Origin of the sequence: Peijinzhouia sedimentorum (assembly GCF_049340005.1) — a bacterium.
Classification (GTDB): domain Bacteria; phylum Bacteroidota; class Bacteroidia; order Cytophagales; family Cyclobacteriaceae; genus CAXBDP01.
Genome location: NZ_JBMPIY010000003.1, coordinates 1 through 23,510 on the forward strand (window position 1 = coordinate 1; position 23,510 = coordinate 23,510).

Sequence of the window (23,510 nt, forward strand, 5' to 3'; positions counted from 1 at the left end):
TGTCTTTTTCATAATACCATTTAAAATTGAACATTTTTTTTCAACTTTTAAATGGCCGGACTTTAGGGAAGCTTACACTGAAAACCACTTTGGTCGTGGAAAAACTTTAAATCATCAGTGATGTGGTCGTCCAAATAATCCAAATCACATTGATTAAAAACGCGCTCAAAGAAGGTGCTATCTTGTTTCTTGAGGTCTATAAATAAACTTGAGTTATTATCTATTTGTGCATTGGCATTACTCCATAAAAATGAGATAAAAAGTAGGCTTAAGAGAATTTGTTTTGTCATCGTTTTTTTCTGCAAACATGCGATGATGCCCATATTTATCCCATAAAATTACCCGCCAATATCCTGACAATTGCCCGTCAGCTGCATTAAAGGCTCATATTATACTAAAATTCAATTTGAAGTACAGCTTTCCCTTTTTGTCTATTTCAGCGGCATTTCTCAAAATGATAAACACATTAGACAAGACTAAAACTACCATAACCACCAAGGAAAATTTGTTTCCAAGCGAAAACCAATTCTTCATAAATGCACTTAGCATAAAAATAATAATGGCTAAAATGGACCAAATGATCTGAACAGACACAATTTGCTTGGTCAGAGGATTAACTTGTTTCATTATGAACATTAGAGACAAAGGAAGCGCAATATTTACTGGGGGTAAAAAGGCAAATACGACGGATGAAATATTAATGATTTTAAGAAGGGAATAGTTAATTGGTTTTTGATCCTTTGGCTTCTCAATTAGCTCATTCTCTTTCAGATCCAAGGTCTTCGTTAATATTTTAAGCGTATGCCCTTTAGGCTCGGTACCAGATTCAATTCGCTGAATTGTCCTTACAGAAATCCCCGATTTTTCAGAAAGTTCTTCCTGCGTCAAATTGTGCCTTTCTCGAATTTCCCTAAGTTTAGACATTCTGAATTATGGTTTTGGATAACTATTAATGACCGATAAATAATTATTAGCCAGCTGTAGATGTATGCTAATCAAGTCTTAAGAGAAATGAAGCGGCTCAGTCGCCTTAAATTTACTTATATCTTAGCTATTGTTTGAAGGGTTTATAGGGAAAATAAATTCTTACCGAGGCTAACCCTAAAGGAAGGCACGTTTGTAGACTTTTTGCAAAGTCGGATTACAAATCCTTTTTACATATAGTCCGACATTGCAAATGGCGAACAGGTGGTGAGATCAGTATCATTTGATTACACTGTTTCCCTTCTTGTCCAAACCCATTCCAACGGAATGATATGTTTATAGACTATTTACGGAGAATTAGCAACGACTCTGAAGGAGTCGAATGTATTGGGCACCTCATTCAAAATCCAATACCTAGTTTCAGACCCGCAAGGCTTCAGAAACCTTGCGGGTCTTTTTGCATTTGTCTGAACTATGATTACGCAGATTAATTAAATGATTAATATGATTTTCTTTTTTTGCTAGCTCCAGAGGAGTGGAATATCCATAGCCCATGGTTTCAACCGTGGGGTAATGGAGATGCACAAAGCAACCTCCCGCACAATCGTCTGAACTATCCCACCTCCTGAGGGCAGGGATTAATAATGATTTTCTGATGGACTATTTTTCCATTACATCAGTTATCCTCATTTTGCCATCGGGAGCACGCATTTTCAACCCGTGACAATTCGTCACGGTTTCATTTCCTTCTGCTTTTAGCCTTTGCTTGAGTTTTCTCCAATAGGCATTTGGATCAACACTTTCGGTTAAAATCAATATTACATCTACAATTGACACATACCATTTCTCTCGCTCCTCGTCCCAAGCAGTTCTCACTTTTTTATCTTCGTATAACTGTATCGTTTCCTTTTTAGGCATTTGGATTAAGATTTACCTAATATAAATAATTTCAATACTAATCAAAAGCACTCAAATTCATTTATTAAGACTCACTGATTTTTGAACTAGGCTGATTTGATGCATTGTGCCTCTTTAGCTTTAATGTCCCAGCCAGTATCAAGCGCAGATGACTTGATATACAATTCCATCATTTATTTCATTTAACTGGTCTTCCATTTTTGGGGCTTAATTGGTCGGATTACAAATCCTCCTTATCTGTGGTTCGACATTGCAAATGGCGAATAGGTGGTGAGATCGGTATTAATCTATTACACTGTTTCCCTTCTTGTCCAAACCCATTCCAACGGAATGACATGTTTATAGACTATTTACCAAGAATGAGCAACGACTCTGAAGGAGTCGAATGTATTGGGCACCTTATTCAAAATCCAATACCTAGTTTCAGACCCGCAAGGTTTCAGAAACCTTGCGGGTCTTTTTGCATTTGTCTGAGCTATGATTAGGCAGATTAATTAAATGATTAATATGATTTCCTTTTTTTTTGCTAGCTCCAGAGGAGCGAAATATCCATAGCCCATGGTTTCAACCATGGGATAATGGAAAAGCACAAATCAATTTTACCGACCGTAGGTGGGCCTCCCGCACAGTCGTCTGAATCACGCCTGCATGCCGCAGGCAGGGATTAAACTCCCGCAGAATGTTATAAAATCGGATTGCAAATCCTCCTTATCTGTGGTTCGACATTGCAAATGGCGAACAGGTGATGAACAGTTAGATTCCTTTAAAAGAAACCTATTTCGCCTCTGGCACATAATAATCCACCATCTGCTTAGCAGAAAGAAGACTTAGCGGAATGCCACCGCCTGGGTGGACGCTGCCTCCGCAGAAATATAGATTGCTTATGCTATGGTGCTGGTGTGGGTGGCGTAGAAATGCTGCGTAGGGATTGTTGGAGCTATTGCCATATAATGAGCCTGCAGATGATGAAGTTTTGGATTCGATACGGCGTGGGTCGAGGTAGTCTTCCTCTTCAATATATGCTGCCAAATCCACTTTGAGTAAGCGGCTGAGTTTGGCTATTATATTTTGCTTAGCCTCGGCAATTAATTGATCCCAATCTTGCCCTTGGTTATTGGGCACGTTGATCATGGTAAACCAGTTTTCCCCACCCTTACCCGCATCTGTAGTCTGCATTTTGGAAGTGATGTTCACATAGATCGTTGGGTCGCTACTGATGGTGCCTTTGTTAAATATCTGGTCAAATTCATCTTTATAATCATCTGAGAAGAAGATATTATGCAGACCTAGTGCTGGAAAGCTTTTCTTAATTCCCCAATAAAAAATCAATGCCGAACTGGATTTTGGTTGGCGAAGCAATCGCTCTGGTTGCTTTTGATTGCTTAGCAGTTTTCTATAGGTATTTACCATATCCATATTGCTCACCACCAGATCTGCACTATGCCATTGACCATTTACTATCACGGCTTTGCAGGCGTTATTTTCAATTTTAATCTCCTCTACCTTGTGGCCAAAGTGGAAAGCAATGCCTAAATCCTGCGCTAGTTTGAGGATGGATTGAGTAATGGAATGCATCCCGCCAATAGGAAAAAATGCCCCTCTGTTAAACTCCAAATGCGGTATGATATTGAGCGTGGCTGGTGCCTGATATGGATCGGAACCATTGTAGGTGGCATAGCGATTAAAAAGCTGCACGGCTTTATCAGTTTTGAAAAGGCGTCGGTTTTCATCCGCCATACTGCGATTGAAGTTGAGCGTATGCAATCGAGTATAGGCTTTGAAAGCTTTGGGACCCAGCCAAGTACTCAATTTGTGTATAGGCTTAAACATAAACAGGTCGGCCAAGGTATCGTAGAGGGCGGCACTTTTGCTTAAGGCTTTTTCTAGATTGGCGGGAGGTTCGCCAAGTTTATCCTCTATTTCCTTGAAGAGCTCAGCTCGATTGCTGGAGGCGGTGAGTTGGGTGCCATCCTCCCAAAAATATCGGCAGCTTTCGGCTAGTTGTTGGTAATTGAAGTAATCCTTTGGGTTTTTGCCGGCAGCTGTAAAAAGCTCATCGACCAACTCGGGCATGGTAAATAATGAAGGACCCGCATCGAAGCGATAGGCGCCCAGCTGTATTTCGGACAATTTTCCTCCCGCATAGCTGTTGGCTTCGAATACTTCCACATCATAGCCTTTGAGCTTTAGCCGCACGGCAGCTGCCAAACCTGCAATACCGGAACCAATGATGATGGCTTTTTTCATATTAGCTATTTCGAAGTCTGCTTACTGCCCTTTTTGAATGAACAGTAAATTAACTTCTCGCATCTAGAAGAGTTATAATTTCGGCCAAATTTGCCTCATTAGGATTGTGCGAAAAGTCGGCTTTGCTCATATATTCCTTCATTACAGCATCTTGCACTCGACCTCTTTTGAGCGCTTCGCTGTAGCGCAGATTGCTAAAGGTAACCATCGTATAGAGCGGAATCCATTTGTCGGGATAGGCTTGGTGCAAGCGGGCTTCAATCTTCTTTTGCAATAGGAATGCTTCATCGGCAACACTATCGCGCATTTCGATAAAATTGTGCAAAGCCAAATCGGCTATGGCATCGGCATCGGGCTTGCGGACTTGCTGAAATCTATTTGCCAAAGCTTCCCAATTGCCATCGAAATTGTCCATCATGCTGTTGAGCACGTAGCAATCCTCAAAGGCGGCATTCATTCCTTGTCCGTAAAAAGGAACAATCGCATGCGCTGCATCACCAATTACCATTGCTTTGGATCGAAGCCAAGGATAGCACTTTACAGTCACCAGTGAGGAAGTTGGGTTATGCTGATATTGCTCTTGTAGATCAGGCAAATTCACAAGCGAATCTGGAAAATACTGTTGGAAAAAGGCTTTTAGATTTTCTGGCTTATCCAAATGCTCAAATGAATTTGCACCTTCGAATGGAAGGAATAACGTAACCGTAAAAGACTTATCCAGATTGGGCAGAGCAATCATCATAAAACCGCCTCTGGGCCATATATGGAGGCTATTGGGTTCAATACAAAAATCACCGGCTTTGGCAGGAAAGCTCAGCTCTTTGTAGCCGTGCTCAATAAAATGTTGTGAATAATTGAAGCGATCGTTGCGCATCAATTTGCTTCTCAAAATAGAAAATGCACCATCGGCACCGAATATAAAATCCGCTTTGAAATTACGGCCATCTTCTAGCCAAACTTCTGCGGTTTGGATATCCACATTTTTGCAAGCTTGGCCAAAATACATGGTGGCTCCAGCTTCCTCTGCGGCATCGAGCAAGAGAGCATTTAGACCCGAGCGAGAGATGGAATTGATATACTGCCCCTGCTTGCCATAAGGCTGAAACGTGAGGTTACCTTCCAGATCGTGCATGGTACGGCCATGCATAGGGATGGCCAATTGTCGCACTTTATCAATTAAGCCAATTTGCTCAAAACACTTGAGCCCTCTGTGACTCAAAGCCAAATTGATAGATCTACCAGCATCTAGCTCGCTTTTACGTAGGTCGGGTCTTTTCTCAAAAACTGATACTTGAAAACCTCGCTTGGCTAAATAAATGGCCAACATAGAACCGCATAATCCGGCTCCAAGAATAATGATATGGTTTTTGGTGGGCAGGTTCATTCTTGTGGATTTACGCTAAGATAATCATGAATGCAGGTTTAAAAAACAACAAGAACTTTCTCAAGTGATTATCCGGTTCATTCGATCAATGAAAATCATCTTCCGTGACTTCTCTCCAAGTTCCGCTTGGTTCTTTCACTCTCAATTTCAAGCCATACCCTCCACCTGCATCGAAATACAAAATTTGGATTGGATGATTGCCTTCTTCCAACGCAATCTGTCCATTCTTAGCAGTTGAGCCATGCAATCCATCATGATTGATCACTTCTCTATTGCCTATTTTCAGCATACTTCCATCATCACTTGTCAACTCAAATTCGTAAATGCCTGCTTCCTTGGCAACAAATATTCCATCTATCTTAAGGCCAAATACAGCCTCTGTTACTTCGGCAGGAATTTGTGGAATAGTCAGTTTATAGGAAGTCATCGGCTCAGCATCGGCTAGTTGACTTATTGTTCTGAAGTTTTGTTTGAAATACTGCGCTGTTAACCCAAACGCATTTTTCACGTCCTCTACTTGTACACCCGGTAAAGGATCTTGTCTGGTAAACGTACCAATAGCCGGCGCACTTTGGCGGCCATCTTCACTTATGGCAATTGCCATTACTTTGAGGCTGGCATCTATCGGAATGTCTATTGCTACCGGCTCTGTGTATAAGGTAGAATTAGCATCAGGCAAGGTTCCATCTAGCGTATATCTGATCTCGGCATTTGGCAAAATGGACTGAAGTTTCAGCTCAAAGCTTTTTTCCATTTGCACCATATTGCCTCCTAAGCCAATAGGCTCTGGCAATCTGTAATTGATGTTTTTGGCGTCGAGTAATGGCAAATGATACGCAAGGCGTGACTGAAAATCTACGTAATTTTTCTTATCCGCTCCACTCCACACGACCTCTGACAAAGCCAGCATACGAGGGAAAACCATATATTCTACATGATCTGATGTGGGGATATATTCTGTCCAAACATTGGCTTGCGCACCCAAAATATGTGATTGCTCCTCTGCACTAAGTTCGGCCGGAATTGGATGATAACTGTAAACATTTGCTAAGGTACTAAGGCCACCAATGGCGGTAGGCTCAAATTGCGGATCACCTTGATAATGATCGAAATACAGCGCAAAACCGGGCGTCATCACTACGTCATTTCCATGCTTTGCGGCTTCTATTCCTCCCGCTTCTCCACGCCAGGACATCACTGTGGCAGTGGGTGATAAACCACCTTCTAATATTTCATCCCAGCCGAGCAATTTCTTGCCTCTTGCATTTATTATTTTCTCTACCCTTCTGATAAACCAGCTTTGCAATTCAAACTCATCCGCCAAGCCTTCTCGTTTCATCAGCTCTTGCGCATATTGACTCTCTTGCCATTTTACTTTCGGCGCTTCATCCCCACCAATATGTATATATTCACCCGGGAATAAGTCCATCACCTCATTGAGTACATCTTCCAAAAACACAAATGTCTCTTCCTTCGGACTGAAAATATCCTCAAATACCCCCCATAGTGTCGTAACTTTATCTGGCCCTTCATCATTGGCAAACTCAGGGTAGGCATAAAGCGCCGCAGTGGCATGGCCAGGCATTTCAATTTCGGGCACTACCGTAATGTAGCGTTCTGCAGCGTAAGCCACGATTTCCTTCACCTGCTCTTGGGTATAAAATCCTCCATACCGCTTTCCATCAAACTGATGCGGATGATCGCTGTAATGGCCGATAAGCGTTTCATCCCGCCAAGCTCCTTTTTCAGTAAGCAAAGGGTATTTCTTGATTTCGATGCGCCAGCCTTGATCTTCGGTAAGATGCCAATGAAAACGATTCATCTTATACATGGCCATCATATCCAGATATTTCTTGATGAAATCTATCTCAAAAAAATGGCGAGCAACATCTAAGTGCATACCTCGCCAAGAAAATGCCGGGCTATCGGAAATCGACAAAAGCGGGAGGTATTGGGCAGGTTCGTTGGCCGGCAGCAATTGCAATAAGCTTTGCACCCCGTAAAACAAGCCAGCATGCGAATTGGCTTGGAGCAGCAAAGCATTGGAATAGATATCAAGCTCATAAGCTTCCTCATTGGATGTATCTGTTGCATCATCCGAAATCAGAATTTGCCAATCCGACTTTTGTGGATCATCAATGAAATCCGCTTCTGTGCCGGAAGCATCTAAGAACAACTGAATGATGCGCTTGGCCTCCTCATCTTGCACGTAAACGCGTGGATTAGCTGGAATTTTATAAGTTCCATTCGGTGTACTAATCTGCTGTGGAAGAGGAATAATGGCAATGGGCAATTCCTTTGGTGCTTCGTTTTGGCAGGCGACCAATGCCGCTATTAAAATAAATAAGGTTAATTTTCTCATCTTTTTCATGATTGCTCATGAAATATAGGAATTAAAAATTTTAGCCAAATTCAGCTATTAATTATTTTTTATTTAATTTGGTTATAGTGCTATTGAATCTCAAATTCTAATGAAAATTTAATTTGATGACCAATTTTGTATTGTTAGTACTTGAATTTCTGATTTAATCTTAAAGAATATTATAATCCGATTTGCAACAGAATTTCCGACTTTATCCATTGCATTGGCAATACATTTTTTCATTATCACAACGGTGCTTGCCATTAGATTGAGATCTAAATTGCCAAAAGAGGATAAGTGGATTTTAGGAATCGTAACTGTTGTGAGTTCTTTACTCGGCTTACTAATGCTGATTATCTGGCGGAAAAAATTACGGTAACTAAGCCATCACGGATACCATGTGGAGCACTCTTTGACCCAACTCCTGATTACCTTTTATCTCCACCAATGATTTAGCTTCATCTAACTTCATTCCTTTTGAAAACAACTTCCAAGCAATCTCTGGTGATATGGCAATTTCTGCTGCGAACGCTTGCGGTATATCAGCAGTCAATTCCCATTTGCTAGCATTCTTCTGCAAATACCAATCACCCCCAATCTCAGTGGAAATAGATACTTTGATAGCAGTTCCATGCTCCGCAATTACATCCCGAAAAGTATGCGGTAATCCCTGCATAAATGTGTGGATAAATGGATAAAACAAATCTTTGCGCATTAATCCTTTATCACCAAAGGCATCTCGAATTTGCTGTTGATGGATAAACTTTTCGGTGTATTCTCTTGCGATATGAAACCAGTTCAGCGATTTTTCCTCACCAGCCCAAGCCACAGAAAATACAGCTTCTTCGAATGGATCGAGGGTAGCTAAGTATGCGCAATATTGCTTACCGGTATGTTGAAGTAAATCCAAAATCACTTTTGGGCTAAGTCGCTGACTTGCCTTTGTCCAATCGGCATTTAACTCGTTTAGATAATCCACCAAATCCTGATAGGAATGAATAGGATTAGCGGGAGCAACAAAATGACCATCACGAAGCATCGATAAGGTTCGCACATTTCCATCGAGCAAATGAGTGGCGATATCACGTACCTTCCATTTTTTGGCTATGGTAGATTGCTGCCAATGCTCTGTCGACAAAGACGCCAAAAAGGAAATGAGCATTTCATCCAAGATTGGAAATAGATGGATGGTCTGTATGAGAACCACTTGCTTCATTTTGAAAATAAATCAGCCTAATTCCAAAACAACGAAATTTTAGATAAACTTGGCTAAAATCTGCCCAAACTTATACACATCCATAAAGCTATTGTACATAGGTGTTGGAGCCAGGCGGATAACATCCGGCTCTCGCCAATCGCCGATAACTCCTGCGGCCATCAAGTTATCAAATAGCGCACGTCCATTTTCCTTTATCATTAGCGATAATTGCGCTCCTCTTTCTTGTGGGTTTTCAGGAGTGATAATGGTAATGATATTTTGTTTATCGATTATTTTGATGACAAACTCAAGATAAGCCGTAAGTTCAAGGCTCTTCTGGCGCAGGTTTTTAATTCCAGCTTTTTGGAATAGCTCCATTGATGCTAGATGCGCGGCAGTTCCAAGTATATTGGTATTGCTCAATTGCCAGCCATCTGCACCATACATTGGCTCAAACCCACTTTCCATTTTGAAGCGCTTACTTTCATTGTATCCCCACCAGCCTGCAAAGCGTGGAATTTCATTGTCCTGAGCGAATCTTTCGTTTACAAAAGCACCACCTACGGAGCCCGGGCCGCTATTCAAATATTTGTACGTACACCATACAGCAAAGTCCACATTCCATTTGTGCAGCTCTACCGGCACGTTACCTGCAGCATGCGCCAAATCGAAACCAACCGTAGCACCTATTCTATGCGCTTCTTTGGTGATGATCTCCATCGGCATTAATTGCCCCGTATAGTATTGAATACCCGGGAATAGCACCATAGCAAGCTCATCTTTGTATTGCTCAATGGCAGCAAGTATATCTTCTTCCCGCAATGTGTACTCACCTTCACGAGGCGCTAATTCCAAAATGGCATCTTCAGGATCGTAGCCATGATGCTTCACTTGCGATTCCAATGCATAAATATCAGAAGGGAAACTTCCTGCTTCGGTCAAAATCTTGTATCGCTCACCATGCGGCCAATAGAATGAGACTATAAGCAAATGAAGATTAGTCGTGAGATTATTCATAATCACTACTTCATCCTCCCGCGCGCCTACCAGCTCAGCTACTGATTTTTTGAATAGATGATGGTATTTTGCCCATGGTCTATCTCCATTGAAATGACCTTCGACACCTAAGTTTGCCCATTGATCTAATTCTCTGTTTACATATTCACGCGCCAGCTTTGGCTGCAAGCCGAGTGAATTACCACAGAAATAGATGGCATCTCGGCCATTTACCTGCGGAAAGGAAAATTCTTCTCTAAAGGATCTTAAAGGATCTTGTTGATCCTGGAATTGGGCAAAATTCTCTGTGTATTCGAAGTTCATGGCAAAAGCTAAATCAATGGAACCTCAAAAATGGCTATTGGTTTTCAATAATTAAAATAAAGAAAGCTGTTGAGGAACATTTAAGGCATTTTCGAATTTCAAAAGCCACTCTTTTCTGGTTTTTCCTCCCGCATATCCGGTAAGATCGCCCGATGAGCCCATCACCCTATGGCAAGGAACTACGATCAAGTATGGATTTTTACCGGTGGCATTGCCTATTGCTCTTGGCGAAGTATCACCTATTTGCTCACCCAATTTTTTATAGCTGATGGTTTTTCCTTTCGGGATTTTGGCAATTTCCGTCCAAACTTTCCGCTGATATTCCGTACCTCTTTCGCCCAGATTCAGGTCAAATTCAGTTCGTTCAGCATTGAAGTATTCTTGAAGCTGATCGATGCATTTGGCGATCTCTTTAGGAACAAATCTAGACGTAATTTCTTCAGCAGTTTCATCTACAAAAGTGATGGAGAAAATGGTATCTTCATTTCCACTAATCTCTATTTTCCCAATTGGGGTTTCTAGGTATTCTTTGGTCATTATCTAAAAAATTATCAACACTCCTTCCCAGCCAATTTAGGGCATTATTCTGTAGCAATTTTTGGCTTACTCGTTCATCGAAACCAGCACTCCGGATAAGCTTACCGGGTGACGCTTCGCCAAGTGGGAAAGGGTAATCAGAGCCCAAAGCTATAAAGTCTTCGCCAATTAGATCAACAATAAATCGTAACATTTGCGGCTCATGCACCAAAGAGTCTAAATAAAACTTACCAAGATAGTTCTTTGGATTGAAAGGATTGTCCACCGCACAAAGGTCGGGACGCACATTGAATCCATGCTCTATGCGACCAATAGTAGCTGGAAATGAGCCTCCTCCATGCGCAAATGCTACACGCAAATTGGGTAGTCGCTCGAACACACCACCGAATATCATCGAGCAAATAGCCAAACTGGATTCTGCCGGCATTCCTACCAACCAAGGCAGCCAATATTTGGGCATTTTCTCCTTGGCCATCATATCCCAAGGGTGCACGAATATACATGCGCCTAGTTCTTCGGCTGCCTGAAATACCGGAAATAGCTCTGGTGCATCCAGATTCCAATCATTCACATGGCTGCCAATTTGTACGCCTGCAAGGCCCAATCCTTTCACGCATCTTTCCAATTCTTTAATAGCCAATTCGGGAGATTGCATTGGTAAAGTACCCAAACCCACAAATCGACGAGGGTAATCCTGCACTACACTGGCAATATGATTATTGAGAATCATACTCATATCGTAGGCATCCCGCGGCTTAGCCCAGTAGGAAAACATTACTGGAACTGTGGACAAAACTTGTACATCTACATTGTGCAAATCGCAATCGTGCATACGCACCGTCGGATCCCAGCAATTATCTTGTATTTCACGAAAAAACTTGTCGTCGATCATCATGCGTGCGCAACATGGCTTATGATGCTCCAATCGCACAAAGCCGCCATATCCGTAGCGCTCCTGCAAGTCGGGCCAGGTTTTGGGCAAAATATGTGTATGAATATCAATGGTAAGGGGATCGCGAATCATCAATATCAGTTTGGCTTTTGCATGACTGTACCACACTTTTTGCAGGTGCGGTTTTCTTCAGATTCGAAAAAACGATTCATAATAGGCGGTAGTTGACTGACGATATCGGAAATATGGGCAAATTCTTCATAAAGCTTGTTCCCACAATTTTCACAAAACCACATAAAGCCATCTTTTTCCTTTTGCTCACGGTACACTTCCATTACCATTCCTACAGAACCGGCAGGCCGTTGCGGGGAGTGAGGTGTACGTGGCGGGAGGAGGAAGATATCGCCTTCATTGATTGGAATATCTACCGGCTTACCGTCTTCGATAATCTTGAGAACGATATTTCCTTCTACTTGATAGAAAAACTCTTCGGCTTCATTGTAGTGATAATCCTTACGAGCATTTGGCCCGCCAACCACCATTACAATAAAGGTTTCGTTGTCAGTATATACCTGTTGATTGCCAACAGGAGGCTTTAATAAGTGACGATGTTCATCTATCCACTTTCTGAAATTAAATGGGCGTCTAATCGGCATAGAATTCAAATTTTAGGAATCATCTAAGTTATAAATTTTTTTCGTGAAAATAGAAGCCACCATTCAATGACCTATGTAAAGATCGGATTCGCTTTCTTATTGAAGATTAAAAATTCAATTAATATTTTACCTTATGCGCATAAAGCTTGGACAAAAAACGAATTGTACCCATTATCAATTTCATTTGTTATCTTGAAAACACTTTCATCTCAAACTATTATTCATGGCTCGTTTCTTTAACAATCGTTCTCGAAAAGTGGGTTTACCTCCCGGCAGCGCAATCTATACCGGCAAAAAACAAGATAATGTATCTTCTATGGAGCTATTATCTTATTCCGCTGAAGCTGTAGAAGAAAAGAAGAATGCCCACATCAGCGATTTCTTAATGCTCCCCGACAATCGCACCAACTGGATTAATCTCAATGGAGTACACGATGTAGAACAAGTACAAGCTATTTGTGATCACTTCGAAGTCCACCCTCTTTTGATGGAAGATATACTTAATACCGATCAAAGACCCAAATTGGATGTACACGATAATCATATTTATGTGGTACTCAAAATGGTGGAGTACCTGCCAGACTTAGCCGAAATCAAAATGGAGCAAGTGAGCTTTATCATTGGCAAAAATTTGGTGCTTAGCTTTCAAGAAGTGGTGGGCGACACATTCAATCCGGTAAGAGATCGTATACATAGCCGTGGAAAAATTTGTACACGCGGAGCCGAATATTTGCTTTACGCACTAATAGACACTGTGGTAGATAACTACTTTGTGGCCTTGGAGAAAATTGGCGATGAGATGGAACTGATGGAAGAAGATCTCCTTCAAAATCCTGACAACGAATCTGTACAAGATATTTACAACTTGAAAAGAGAAATGCTAGCATTGCGTAGAGCTATTTGGCCATTGAGAGAAGTGATTGCTCAAATTGAGCGGGAGGATACACGATTAGTAACAAAAGCGACCAAATTATACTACCGCGATTTGTATGACCATATGATTCAAGTAATTGACACTATCGAAACTTATCGAGATCTCCTCTCGGGGATGGTGGATTTGTACCAAAGTACTATCAGTAATCGTATGAACTCGATTATGAAAGTGCTAACGATTATTTCAACAGTGTTTATTCCCATCACCTTTCTTACAGGTGTTTATGGAATGAACTTCAAATATATGCCGGGAATAAGTAATGAAAATGGCTTCTGGGTTATAACGGGCGTTGTGCTGCTAAGCATGGCCGGAATGCTATCCTACTTTAAAAAACAGGGTTGGTTTGATTGATTTTCATATTGGCAGCATCAAAAAAGCCACCTCATTTCTGAAGTGGCCATTTACCTAAATCAATCCAATTAGTTTTACAATAGCGTAGTAGGGCAAACGTATGCAGACTTTGCCATATCAGTTTTTGCAATCGCCTCAAAGCCTCCAACTACATCTACGAAATTATCCCATCCTCTTTGCTTGAGAATAGAGGCTGCGATCATACTTCTATATCCTCCTGCACAATGCAGTGCAAATGGCTTATCCTTTGGAAATTCCGCCAAATGATCGTTGATCTGATTGAGTGGAGTATTATGAGCAACCAATAAGTGCTCCGAGTCAAACTCACTTTTCTTTCTCACATCAAATACAAGTAGCTCATCTTTTTCTACCTGCTCTTCTAATTCACTTGCCGAAATTCGATTTACCTTATCCAGCTCATGCCCATCATTTTTCCAAGCATCTATACCACCCTCGAGATAGCCGATTGCGAAATCGTAGCCTACTCTTGCTAAGCGAGTAATTGCTTCATCTTCTTTGCCCGGCTCAGCTATGATCAGAATCTCCTGTTTGATATCTGGAATCAATTCACCAACCCACATGGCAAAGCTTCCACTCAGGCCTATATTGATACTATTTGGGATAAAGCCTTTTGCAAAATCAGCTGGGTCGCGAGTATCTAGTAACAAAGCACCTGTTTCATTAGCTGCGGCTTCAAACTCTCTTGGAGAAAGCGCCTTCATACCACGCTCCATCACCTTATCTATACTGTCATATCCCTTTATATTCATCAGCACATTTTTAGGGAAATAGCCTGGAGGAGTAGTGAGTCCCGTTAAAAGTTCTTTTATAAATTCCTCACGAGTCATATCCGCACGCAAAGCATAGTTTGTAGCTTTTTGATTTCCCAATGTATCGGTAGTTTCCTTACTCATTTTCTTACCACAAGCACTGCCTGCACCATGGTTCGGATATACGATCAGATCGTCACTCAAAGGCATAATTTTATTGCGTAGCGAGTCGAATAAATGAGAAGCTAATTTCTCTTCTGTAAGATCAGCAATTACGTGCTGCGCCAAATCCGGTCTGCCTACATCACCAATAAAAAGTGTATCTCCTGTGATAATTCCATGCTCCTTTCCTGATTCATCTATCAGCAAATAGGTTGTACTCTCCATAGTATGACCCGGAGTGTGAATTACTTTCACTTTGTATTTACCCACTTCGAATACTTGATTGTCTTCGGCGACAATAGCTTCGAAACCTGGTTTGGCAGTTGGGCCATAAACGATTTTCGCACCCGTTTTCTTTGCAAGGTCTAGGTGCCCACTTACAAAGTCGGCATGGAAATGTGTTTCAAACACATACTTGATTTTTGCGCCGTCTTTTTCAGCACGATCGATATACGGTTGCACTTCACGCAGTGGATCAAAAATAGCTGCCTCGCCATTGCTCTCAAGATAGTAAGCTGCATGTGCTAAACAGCCTGTGTAAATTTGTTGTACTTTCATATTCTTCGATTTTTGTTTTTAGCCTTTTAGATTTCCGGCAGAGCAAATAATATTTTCTATCCTTTGCAAGCCAGATCATTTATTTCATTCGAAATTATACTCAAATTAAACATCTAAAAAACAGAAAAACAGTGATTTTGGTCACATTCGGAAAAAATATCCAAACCAATACCAATCAAAAGAAGCGGGAGGGATAGATCGTTAAATATTTGCCAAATGCAAAGCAACGGCAATGCTTGCACCTATAATTGGCCCAACAATAGGCACCCAAGAGTAGCTCCAATCGCTATTTCGCTTAGCAGGGATGGGTAATAATTGATGCATAATACGCGGCCCTAAATCACGCGCAGGATTTATCGCATAACCGGTAGTGCCGCCGAGAGACAAACCAATAGCCAAGACAACCAAGGTGACAGGAATAGCTCCTAATGAGCCCATGCCTACTTTCTCGGATTCGCCAATGCCTATACCTATTTCCGGATCAGCAAAATGGAGAATAGAGAATATCAGCACAAAAGTGCCAATTACTTCACAGAATAGATTGAAGGGAATTTTGCGAATGGCTGGTGCAGTACAGAAAGTGGCCATTTTGGTATCGCCATCTGCTGTTGCTTTGTAATGATCGTGATAAAAAACCCAAACTAGCGTGGCACCAATTGCTGCTCCTAAAACTTGGGCTAAGATAAAACTTGGAACTTTTGCCCATTCGAATGAGCCTTCAAAAGCCAATGCAAAAGTCACGGCAGGATTGAGATGCGCCCCGCTATATGGCCCAGCTACAATTACGCCTGTAAATACACCCAAAGCCCAGCCTACTGTTATCACAATCCACCCGCCTCCATGACCTTTGGTGTCTTTTAGTATTACATTAGCTACAACGCCATTGCCCAATAAAATAAGAAGCATTGTGCCTAAAACCTCAGCTGCAAATTCAGTCATTCCATAAATTCATTTGGCTGAATATCGGAATTATTTTGAGTTTTTACCCAATGACCAATCAATTTTTGAACCTATTAATAATCTATCCTAGCTGCATTGATTGTGTAGAAAGGAAAATAGATCTGCACGCTTTAAAAAAACGCGCCAGTTGACAAACATTTTCTGCTCATATTGACCGCTAAAGCCGTAGCATGCTACGGCTCTACTGGATTCAAATCTTTTTCAAATTTTCTAAACAATAATTTCTAGCTTCAAAGGAGCGAAAATCCATAGCCCATGGTTTCAACCGTGGGATAATGGAATAGCACAAATAATCCTCCCGCACAGTCGGTAAAAAATAGGATAAGACATCAATCTATAGCTATTGAACCTCGATCATCTACCAACACCGCAATTGTCTGAACTATCCCACCTCGGACGGGCAGGAATTTTTATGATTAAATGATAGGCTATGATTTTTTTTGAAGGTACTCCCTGCTCTAAACACCTGTCGGGTATTGCCTAAATGATCCTTATGATAATAATGATACTCCTAGCCATATGCCGAAGGCATATAAACGATCCGACCATCGCCAAATTGTCTATGTTGCAAGGTGTCTTGTCCTGAAATAGGTTTACACAATCTACATAGAAATGAAGAGATATGTAAAGACCTATAAGAGTAAATGGCAGAATCAGTATACTGAAGAATTTAAGCAAAGTGTCTGTAAAGATTTTTTATCTGGAAATATGACACTGCGAGCAGTGGAACATAAATATGGGCTTGGGAACTCCAGACTTAATGACTGGCTAAAAAAGTATGGGTATAAAATCAAAAAGCCCTATATTATAGAAACTAGGGATATGGCTAAAAAAAGGGTACCCAAAAAAGATTCCGTTTTGTCCAGGATCCAAGAACTGGAGAAAGAATTGGAGATGGCACGTTTGGAGGCAGCTGCCTATCGAAAAATGATAGAGATAGCAGAAAGCGAGCTTAAGGTTGAGATCAGAAAAAAGTCAGGCACCAAACAATAACAGCAATAAAAGCCTGCTATCCGCAAATTGGGCTATCAAGGATATGCAGATTGTTTGGTGTAACTCGTCAGTCCTATTATCAACACCTGTGGCGTCAGGATTATTTAACAATAGAACATCACCTTATACTCGAACAAGTAAAAAATATTCGTCAAAACCATCGAAGTATGGGAACTCGAAAATTGTATGAAAAACTTCAAGACTTTCTTCTTGACAATAAAATAAAAATTGGCAGAGATGCTCTATTTAATTTATTGGCTTTCAATGGATTGTTAGTTAGAAAAAGGCGACGTAGCGTGTCTACAACTATGAGTTACCATCGTTACCATAAATGGCCTAATCTGATCAAAGATTATATTCCCACGGCTATTAATCAACTTTATGTAAGTGATATCACATATTGGAGAATTGAAACTGGCTTTCTTTATGTGAGTCTAGTCACTGATGCATTTTCGCATAAAATTGTTGGCTACCATGTAGCAAATACCCTTGAGACAATTGCTAGTAGACAAGCACTTGAAATGGCTCTGAAAAATATGGAAGGCAATAAAGAGATCCTTATTCACCATTCAGATAGAGGCATTCAATATTGCTCTCAGGAATACGTCCAAGTTTTGCAGCATCATCGTGTTAGGATTAGTATGACAGAGACATCAGAACCGACTGACAATGCCATAGCTGAAAGAATAAATGGCATACTAAAAGAAGAATATCTAAGTCATTATACAGTTAAAACTATAAAACAGGCTAAGAAATTATTAAGTGAGTCTGTCCAACTATATAATGAGGATCGACCTCACTATAGTATTGGTCTTTTAACACCAAACAAAGTCCATAATCAAAACCTTATAACAGATAAACTATGGAAGACATACCCAAGAAAAAAGAAGGTACTTACAACATGAAGAATAATTGTAAATTTGTGTAATAATTAACTTTAACCTGTAAACTTTTTTCAGGACGATACAAGTAAATTTGTTGCAATAATAACTTCAGTTGGACTCCAAGTCATTTCTGCTTCTTATGATACTCACCCAAAAGGAGATTCACCCTTTCCACTTCTTCATTTTTCGAAGGGTCTGTATGTATTTCTTCAATTCTATTCAGCAGTAATCGGTACTCATCCTCGGTAGTAATCTTCCCTCTCTTAAGGATTTGAGCAACATTCTTTTTCTCAATTTCACCATTTAATCCTGAACCAAATTTAGATTCTAAAACTTCATCAAGCTTACTCTTATCAGATTCACTTAATCCTTTCGCCCATTCCATAACATCTTTTGCAACCATACGTAGACCTCTAATGTCTTGTTTTTGATACGATGAGTTAATTACAATATCATATTGCATCAACATGTCTCCCCCTACTGGACTCTGCTCAAGTATAAACTTAACAACAGAACTACACCACTCTTTTAAGTAGTATAGCTCTTTTAACTGATCTTCCTTTATTTTCTTTGCCATTTTTTAATATCCTGTATATGGAGCTAACGGCCCAAAAAAGGTATTTGATGCCCCGTGATATATAAGTCCTAATGGATTATATTGACTTACACCTCTAATTCTGTTGCCTACATTGCTACTATTAACTCCTCCAAAAGAGTCAATAAGTTGTTGTTCACGCCCTCTAATTGCAGGGTAACCTTGATATCCTTGAACGGCTCGATCAAGAACAGGTACTCCAAATCCAAACACTTTCATATGATGATTTGATGCTCGTCTCATCACTATACTATAAGGGTTACCGTATCCACTGGTTCTTCCAACATAAACTTGCCCTGTAGCATTTGTCATAGTATATGTTACAAACGTTCTTTGGGTTGCATCATATGCTGTAGCTCCTGCTAGAATTACAGCTCCTAGAACATCTCCAAGTGGAATGGGGCCATCTACTGCTGCTGCTGTTAATGCAATCGGAACTGCTGTTGCAATAGGCCCATCATCATTACAATCACCATTTGGGCAGTCTGTAAGTGACTCATTACCTACACTCTGATCCTCTTCAACCTGCTCACCTGACCCAGACAAAAACTTCCCTACAAATTTCTTAAACCCTCTCGATACAGATTGAATAAAACTCGATCCTTCATCACTCCTTCTATCAGGATCGGTTTGCTGCGCTAAAAACTGTGAGATCTGGAAAGTAGAAACCCACATCCCATTCGGATCTATATTCGATAGCGGGTTGTTTAAGGTGTAATTATACGGACTAAAACTCAAATAACTATCCGCCATCGGATCCACCACATGCCATCTCCCAATCTGTGCATCATACATTCTAGCTCCGTAGTCATGCCAATCGAGGTCATGGTCGTCTTGGAGTTCTTTGCCATTGTAGAGGTAGCGATTCCTACTACCCAAATCCAACTCCAAACCTGCGATTTGCATTCCAAATGGATAATAGTGGTTCTCTTGGATAATGACCGCTTGGCTGCTGCTGATGGAGAATTGATCGTACCATACGGGTAAGTCTGAGCTATTATAAACATATACTTCTACAAAGCCTGCTTGGCTTGCGGTGATGTCCAAGGCTAGCTCCTCAGGGTTGGTGAAAGCTTGGCGACTAATTTCCACCCGCCCAGAGTCGTAGCGGATACTGTCTTTATCATAGAGGATATAGCCTAAGTAACTCTCGGGTACGGGTGCCTTCTCAAGCTGGCGAGCCAGTTGTAAAGCCAACCACAGCGGTTGTAAACCTAGACTGCTAGTGCCTGTTAGATTGGCGCCTTCTAGACCTGAGCGTAGTGCATTTTGTCTGCCTATGCCTGTGAGTAGATCATTGAATTTCGGTTTCTCTTTCGGATCATACAGCATACCCAAGACGGCCGCATGAAGGGAGTCGCCTTGTGCAAGTTCTTTGCTCCACACCGGGCCATAGTCTCGGCCACGAGAAGCATCCAAATAAGCTACAGCTCTACCGCCTTCGGTTTGGTTATACCGCGCATCGATCGATCGGCTATCACTTAAGTTATGGAAAAACTGCTGCATCTCTTGCGTTTCGTTTTCAGGTTCCATCGTCGCCATATAGGTCGTGGTGCTCTCTGCTCTAAACACCTGACGGATATTGCCTAAATGATCCTTATGGTAATAATGATACTCATAGCCATACTCCGCTGGATTATAAACGATCCGACCATCACCAAATTGTATATGCTGCAAGGTATCATTTTCGTAGAAATAATTCCCTAAGTAATGGCGGGTATGTTGCAAGGTACTGCCTGACCATACCCGCTGGCTGAGTTTGTTGCCCTGCGCATCGTAGCGATAGCTGATAGAATTGCCATCGCTCTTGCGGATGCTATCGGGTAAGTTCAAGCGATTGTAGCGGATATGGCTGATTTCTTTGTTGAGATCTGTCTGCAAGTTGCCGTTGCCATCGTATGTGAATTGAGTGGCTGCGGTGCTTCTGCTTTTGAAATCTCCCACGCCATTTGCTAGGCTTACGCCATCATTTACGGTTTTCAAGCGATTGCCATCGTAGCTATAGCTAAGGTTATCGATTTGGCCGTAGCTTGGTGTGCCAGTGCTATTGAGTAGTCCTTGGCGTTGCAAGGCGGTGATATTGCCATTGGCATCGTAAGCAATATTGTTTACGCTATAGCGATTGCTCTCTAGGCTCGTCCAGTTGCTGCCATTGTGCGCACGGTAGTCGGCGTGGTTGAGGCGCTGCGGCACATCATAGCGAAAACCATAGCTACGCTTCACTTCATCTGTGGCGGTTTGCCAGCGTACTCCGGCAATGTTGCCATTCTTTTGTGCTTGGCTATAGCCATAGTCATAGTACAACTCCATACCAAAGAGGTCATCGCTATCGCTGCGGTCGGCATCGTTGATATGGGTGAGCCAGCCACGGACATTATAGCGATAGTTGATCGTTTGCAAGCCATCACCCAATTCCTTGCTCGTCAATTGGCCTAAGGCATCGTAGCTTTGTTCAAGGATCTTCACACTTGTACCATCATTGATCCGATGATGCACCGTCAGCAGACGATCTTGATGGTCATAGATATAGTCTTCCTGCAAGGTGAAGCTGGCACCAATATCTGCTTGTGGCTGATTCATGGCTTGATAGCTGCGCAGCAGGTTGCCGACAAAGTCGTACTGATAGGTGGTGTATTGGGTGCCGCCTAGGTGATGAACACTTTGCTGTTGCAGTAGTCTGCCCATTTCATCATAAAACATCACTTCCTTGTTAAAGGTTGTCGTGCCCAATACCCGTGTTTCTACTCCTGTAGCCATGCCATACACCTGCATACTCACTTGGGGCGTTTGGGCAAATTTGGTATTGAAGCTTGTGTTAAAGCTCTCATCTGCGATGCCATCATTATCAAAGTCATAATCGTCATAGTAATAGCGGATTTCTTCATCAGTACTGCTCGTGGTCGGCCAGGCAGGGTTACTATTCGCCTGAGACTGATTCGCAGATCGTGTTTGGCTATTAGTGATTTCGCCTACTTTAATCAATCGATCCAACCCATCGTATTTCATAAAGGTCCAGCGGTTTTGGGCACGTTGTGTGCCTGTCTGGGTCATGATCAGTCGATCTCTCTTATCATAGACATATTCAATGCCACCTAGCAAATCTGTGATTCCCGGGAGTTTTTTTACAATCAAGCGATCGCGTTCATCGTAGAAATAAAAAAACCAATATTTAGCAACCATATTCCGGATCGTAGAAGTACCCATAGCCCAATAATTATTCGTCCGCAGGTATTCCTCTGCAGCGGGAGGAATCACCACCCGTAAGCGTCCTTGTTCATCATAGACATAATAGGTACTTAACCAATGGCTTGCAGTGTTCAAGTTGCTGTTTCCGCTGGCCTTTTGCACCCGCTCTAACTGCAATCGCCCCTCTCGATCGTGATACTGAAGCCGGATGGTATTTTCTTCGTCCTGCGTCTGGGTTATCAATAATTCACCTGCACTATAGGTTTGAGTCGAAGTGGGTGCACTTGAGAGAAATGTGCCGATGGTCCAAACCCGAATATTGGTCGATGTATTATAGCTCATCGTGGTGGTTGCTTTTACATTCCTTCCGACAAAGGCTTGTCCCGGTCCCGCCTTGGATAGGCTCCGATTTCGTCCACTCTTTTCCAATTCCGAATACCCATAAAAGAAATTTGTGTCTTGATGACTCACATTACTCTTGTTGGTATGAAAGGTATATTGTGCATTGAAGGGATTCGTCTTGAAGTCTCCATCTGTTGTCGAGCTAGGCGAATACGCTAAGTAGGATGCTTGTGATTTACCAAATTCATCATAATAAATGGGTTGCACGATATCATTCCCTTGGGCTGAGGCACGCTTAAGTACGGTTTGTATCGGACGACCCAAGCCATCTAAATATTGCGTACTGACCATGACCTGCTCTTTAGACAAGCCATCCAGCGAAGCGCCATTCACTCCCGCAATTCTCGCTTGGTAGCTGCGAACAAAACTCACTTTCATCCCACTGGTGGTATAAGTAGGTCGAGCCAATGCCGTCTGGGTTGCACTCAAGGGACCCGTTTGACTATTGGGTATATTTTGTGCTTGCCCATGATAACTATAGCTCAGCAAGCCTAGGCCTATCACGAACACTATACGGTTGAAACGAATGGAAAATGCCCTCCCTATGTTGAAGGTAGTCTGGGCTAGGCGCTTGGGAAAGAATTGATCCATCATGGGTCTTGCTGTCTTTACTTAATGGCTTGGTTTAATACTCCGCTGGAGGGACTGCTTAATGGCTGCTTCATTCCACACTTCTTGACGTTGATCCAATAAGGTGGCTTCTACCTGTAGCTGTGCATTCTCAATAAGCACTCTTACAGGTAAGCCCGCTGCTGTTTGCCAATAGCTCGCCAGAATCCCCTGAGGAAAGGCCGATGCCTGTACAGCTTCTTGTTCCTGTCTCTCCTTATTGGCCGCATAATAAAATGTATAAGTGGTTTCTGCTTGCTGAAACACCAGACGTAGAAGACCCTCCGTGGTGGATGAGGTATCTTCCGATTCCTCCTTGCTTAGAAATGCCGAATCTTGTATGCGAGATTGCGATTCATACACTTGGCCATTGCCCGCCTCCCGATACAATTGGCGGCCTTGGATATCCCATATCTGGGATTTTACAATGCTGCCATTGGTGGATAAGACTATATAATCTTTCCCAATATGCACAGTGGCCCGATTACCTTGCTTTTCGATCAGTGACTCTTGCGGGAGGTTACCCGATTTCAGTTGATATGCCAGGCGATATTCGCCTACTTTGGCTTGCCCATGGCTGCTAAGGCTTGCTACACATAGCAACATCGCTAGTAGCCCACTGTAAAGGGAGAATCGCATGGTATTTGGTATTTTTATATGTCTCATGT

18 protein-coding genes are annotated in these 23,510 nt (G+C 41.9%); 3 read left to right on the plus strand and 15 right to left on the minus strand.

The genetic code is table 11. The features are described 5' to 3' along the window. Nucleotides 1-384 precede the first annotated feature (384 nt). From ACOXY8_RS05675 to ACOXY8_RS05720, 10 genes are all read right to left on the minus strand, one after another. Nucleotides 385-924 (minus strand): helix-turn-helix domain-containing protein, encoded by a 540-nt coding sequence (locus tag ACOXY8_RS05675; RefSeq protein WP_458330589.1) that lies wholly within the window; start codon nt 922-924, stop codon nt 385-387. Between the two features lie 660 nt (nt 925-1,584). Then, nucleotides 1,585-1,842 (minus strand): hypothetical protein, encoded by a 258-nt coding sequence (locus ACOXY8_RS05680; protein WP_458330590.1) that lies wholly within the window; start codon nt 1,840-1,842, stop codon nt 1,585-1,587. 774 nt (nt 1,843-2,616) lie between these two features. Continuing rightward, nucleotides 2,617-4,089, minus strand: coding sequence for a 1-hydroxycarotenoid 3,4-desaturase CrtD (crtD, locus tag ACOXY8_RS05685; RefSeq protein WP_458330591.1), 1,473 nt, complete (start codon nt 4,087-4,089; stop codon nt 2,617-2,619). 49 nt (nt 4,090-4,138) lie between these two features. Further along, a complete protein-coding gene (locus ACOXY8_RS05690) occupies nt 4,139-5,473 on the minus strand; it encodes an FAD-dependent oxidoreductase (protein ID WP_458330592.1) in 1,335 nt (444 codons plus the stop codon). Between the two features lie 85 nt (nt 5,474-5,558). Next, nucleotides 5,559-7,835, minus strand: a complete 2,277-nt coding sequence (locus ACOXY8_RS05695; RefSeq protein ID WP_458330593.1) for a family 20 glycosylhydrolase — start codon at nt 7,833-7,835, stop codon at nt 5,559-5,561. Nucleotides 7,836-8,214: 379 nt separating this feature from the next. Continuing rightward, nucleotides 8,215-9,051, minus strand: coding sequence for a maleylpyruvate isomerase N-terminal domain-containing protein (locus tag ACOXY8_RS05700; protein WP_458330594.1), 837 nt, complete (start codon nt 9,049-9,051; stop codon nt 8,215-8,217). Between the two features lie 39 nt (nt 9,052-9,090). Beyond that, nucleotides 9,091-10,353 carry a kynureninase gene (gene kynU, locus ACOXY8_RS05705; protein WP_458330595.1) on the minus strand — a complete coding sequence of 421 codons (1,263 nt, stop codon included), beginning with the start codon at nt 10,351-10,353 and terminating at the stop codon, nt 9,091-9,093. Nucleotides 10,354-10,404: 51 nt separating this feature from the next. Further along, on the minus strand, nt 10,405-10,890 hold the full coding sequence (locus ACOXY8_RS05710) for a methylated-DNA--[protein]-cysteine S-methyltransferase (protein ID WP_458330596.1): 486 nt from the start codon (nt 10,888-10,890) through the stop codon (nt 10,405-10,407). Next, entirely contained in the window at nt 10,844-11,914 is a 1,071-nt protein-coding gene (locus ACOXY8_RS05715; protein WP_458330597.1) for an amidohydrolase family protein, read from the minus strand. The genes ACOXY8_RS05710 and ACOXY8_RS05715 overlap by 47 nt, the downstream gene beginning before the upstream one ends. 5 nt (nt 11,915-11,919) lie before the next feature. Then, on the minus strand, nt 11,920-12,438 hold the full coding sequence (locus tag ACOXY8_RS05720; protein WP_458330598.1) for a 3-hydroxyanthranilate 3,4-dioxygenase: 519 nt from the start codon (nt 12,436-12,438) through the stop codon (nt 11,920-11,922). Nucleotides 12,439-12,661: 223 nt separating this feature from the next. Between ACOXY8_RS05720 and corA the strand changes: the two genes are divergently transcribed. Then, entirely contained in the window at nt 12,662-13,723 is a 1,062-nt protein-coding gene (gene corA, locus ACOXY8_RS05725) for a magnesium/cobalt transporter CorA (protein ID WP_458330599.1), read from the plus strand. 74 nt (nt 13,724-13,797) lie between these two features. Here corA and ACOXY8_RS05730 read toward each other — a convergent pair whose 3' ends face one another. Both ACOXY8_RS05730 and ACOXY8_RS05735 read right to left on the minus strand, forming a co-directional pair. Beyond that, nucleotides 13,798-15,213 carry an MBL fold metallo-hydrolase gene (locus tag ACOXY8_RS05730; protein ID WP_458330600.1) on the minus strand — a complete coding sequence of 472 codons (1,416 nt, stop codon included), beginning with the start codon at nt 15,211-15,213 and terminating at the stop codon, nt 13,798-13,800. A 201-nt stretch (nt 15,214-15,414) separates the two neighbouring features. Further along, nucleotides 15,415-16,152, minus strand: coding sequence for an MIP/aquaporin family protein (locus ACOXY8_RS05735; protein WP_458330601.1), 738 nt, complete (start codon nt 16,150-16,152; stop codon nt 15,415-15,417). A 633-nt stretch (nt 16,153-16,785) separates the two neighbouring features. Between ACOXY8_RS05735 and ACOXY8_RS05740 the strand changes: the two genes are divergently transcribed. Continuing rightward, nucleotides 16,786-17,166 (plus strand): transposase, encoded by a 381-nt coding sequence (locus tag ACOXY8_RS05740; RefSeq protein WP_458330602.1) that lies wholly within the window; start codon nt 16,786-16,788, stop codon nt 17,164-17,166. 50 nt (nt 17,167-17,216) lie between these two features. Continuing rightward, nucleotides 17,217-18,071 (plus strand): IS3 family transposase, encoded by an 855-nt coding sequence (locus tag ACOXY8_RS05745; protein ID WP_458330603.1) that lies wholly within the window; start codon nt 17,217-17,219, stop codon nt 18,069-18,071. A gap of 103 nt (nt 18,072-18,174) precedes the next feature. Here ACOXY8_RS05745 and ACOXY8_RS05750 read toward each other — a convergent pair whose 3' ends face one another. From ACOXY8_RS05750 to ACOXY8_RS05760, 3 genes are read right to left on the minus strand one after another with little or no spacing between them, the layout of a single operon-like run. Further along, the gene (locus ACOXY8_RS05750) at nt 18,175-18,627 is read right to left on the minus strand and encodes a hypothetical protein (RefSeq protein WP_458330604.1); all 453 of its coding nucleotides are present in this window, start codon (nt 18,625-18,627) and stop codon (nt 18,175-18,177) included. Between the two features lie 3 nt (nt 18,628-18,630). Further along, nucleotides 18,631-22,827, minus strand: coding sequence for a DUF6443 domain-containing protein (locus ACOXY8_RS05755; RefSeq protein ID WP_458330605.1), 4,197 nt, complete (start codon nt 22,825-22,827; stop codon nt 18,631-18,633). Between the two features lie 18 nt (nt 22,828-22,845). After that, nucleotides 22,846-23,508: a hypothetical protein gene (locus tag ACOXY8_RS05760; protein WP_458330606.1), complete on the minus strand. Its 663-nt coding sequence runs from the start codon at nt 23,506-23,508 to the stop codon at nt 22,846-22,848. Nucleotides 23,509-23,510 lie beyond the last annotated feature (2 nt).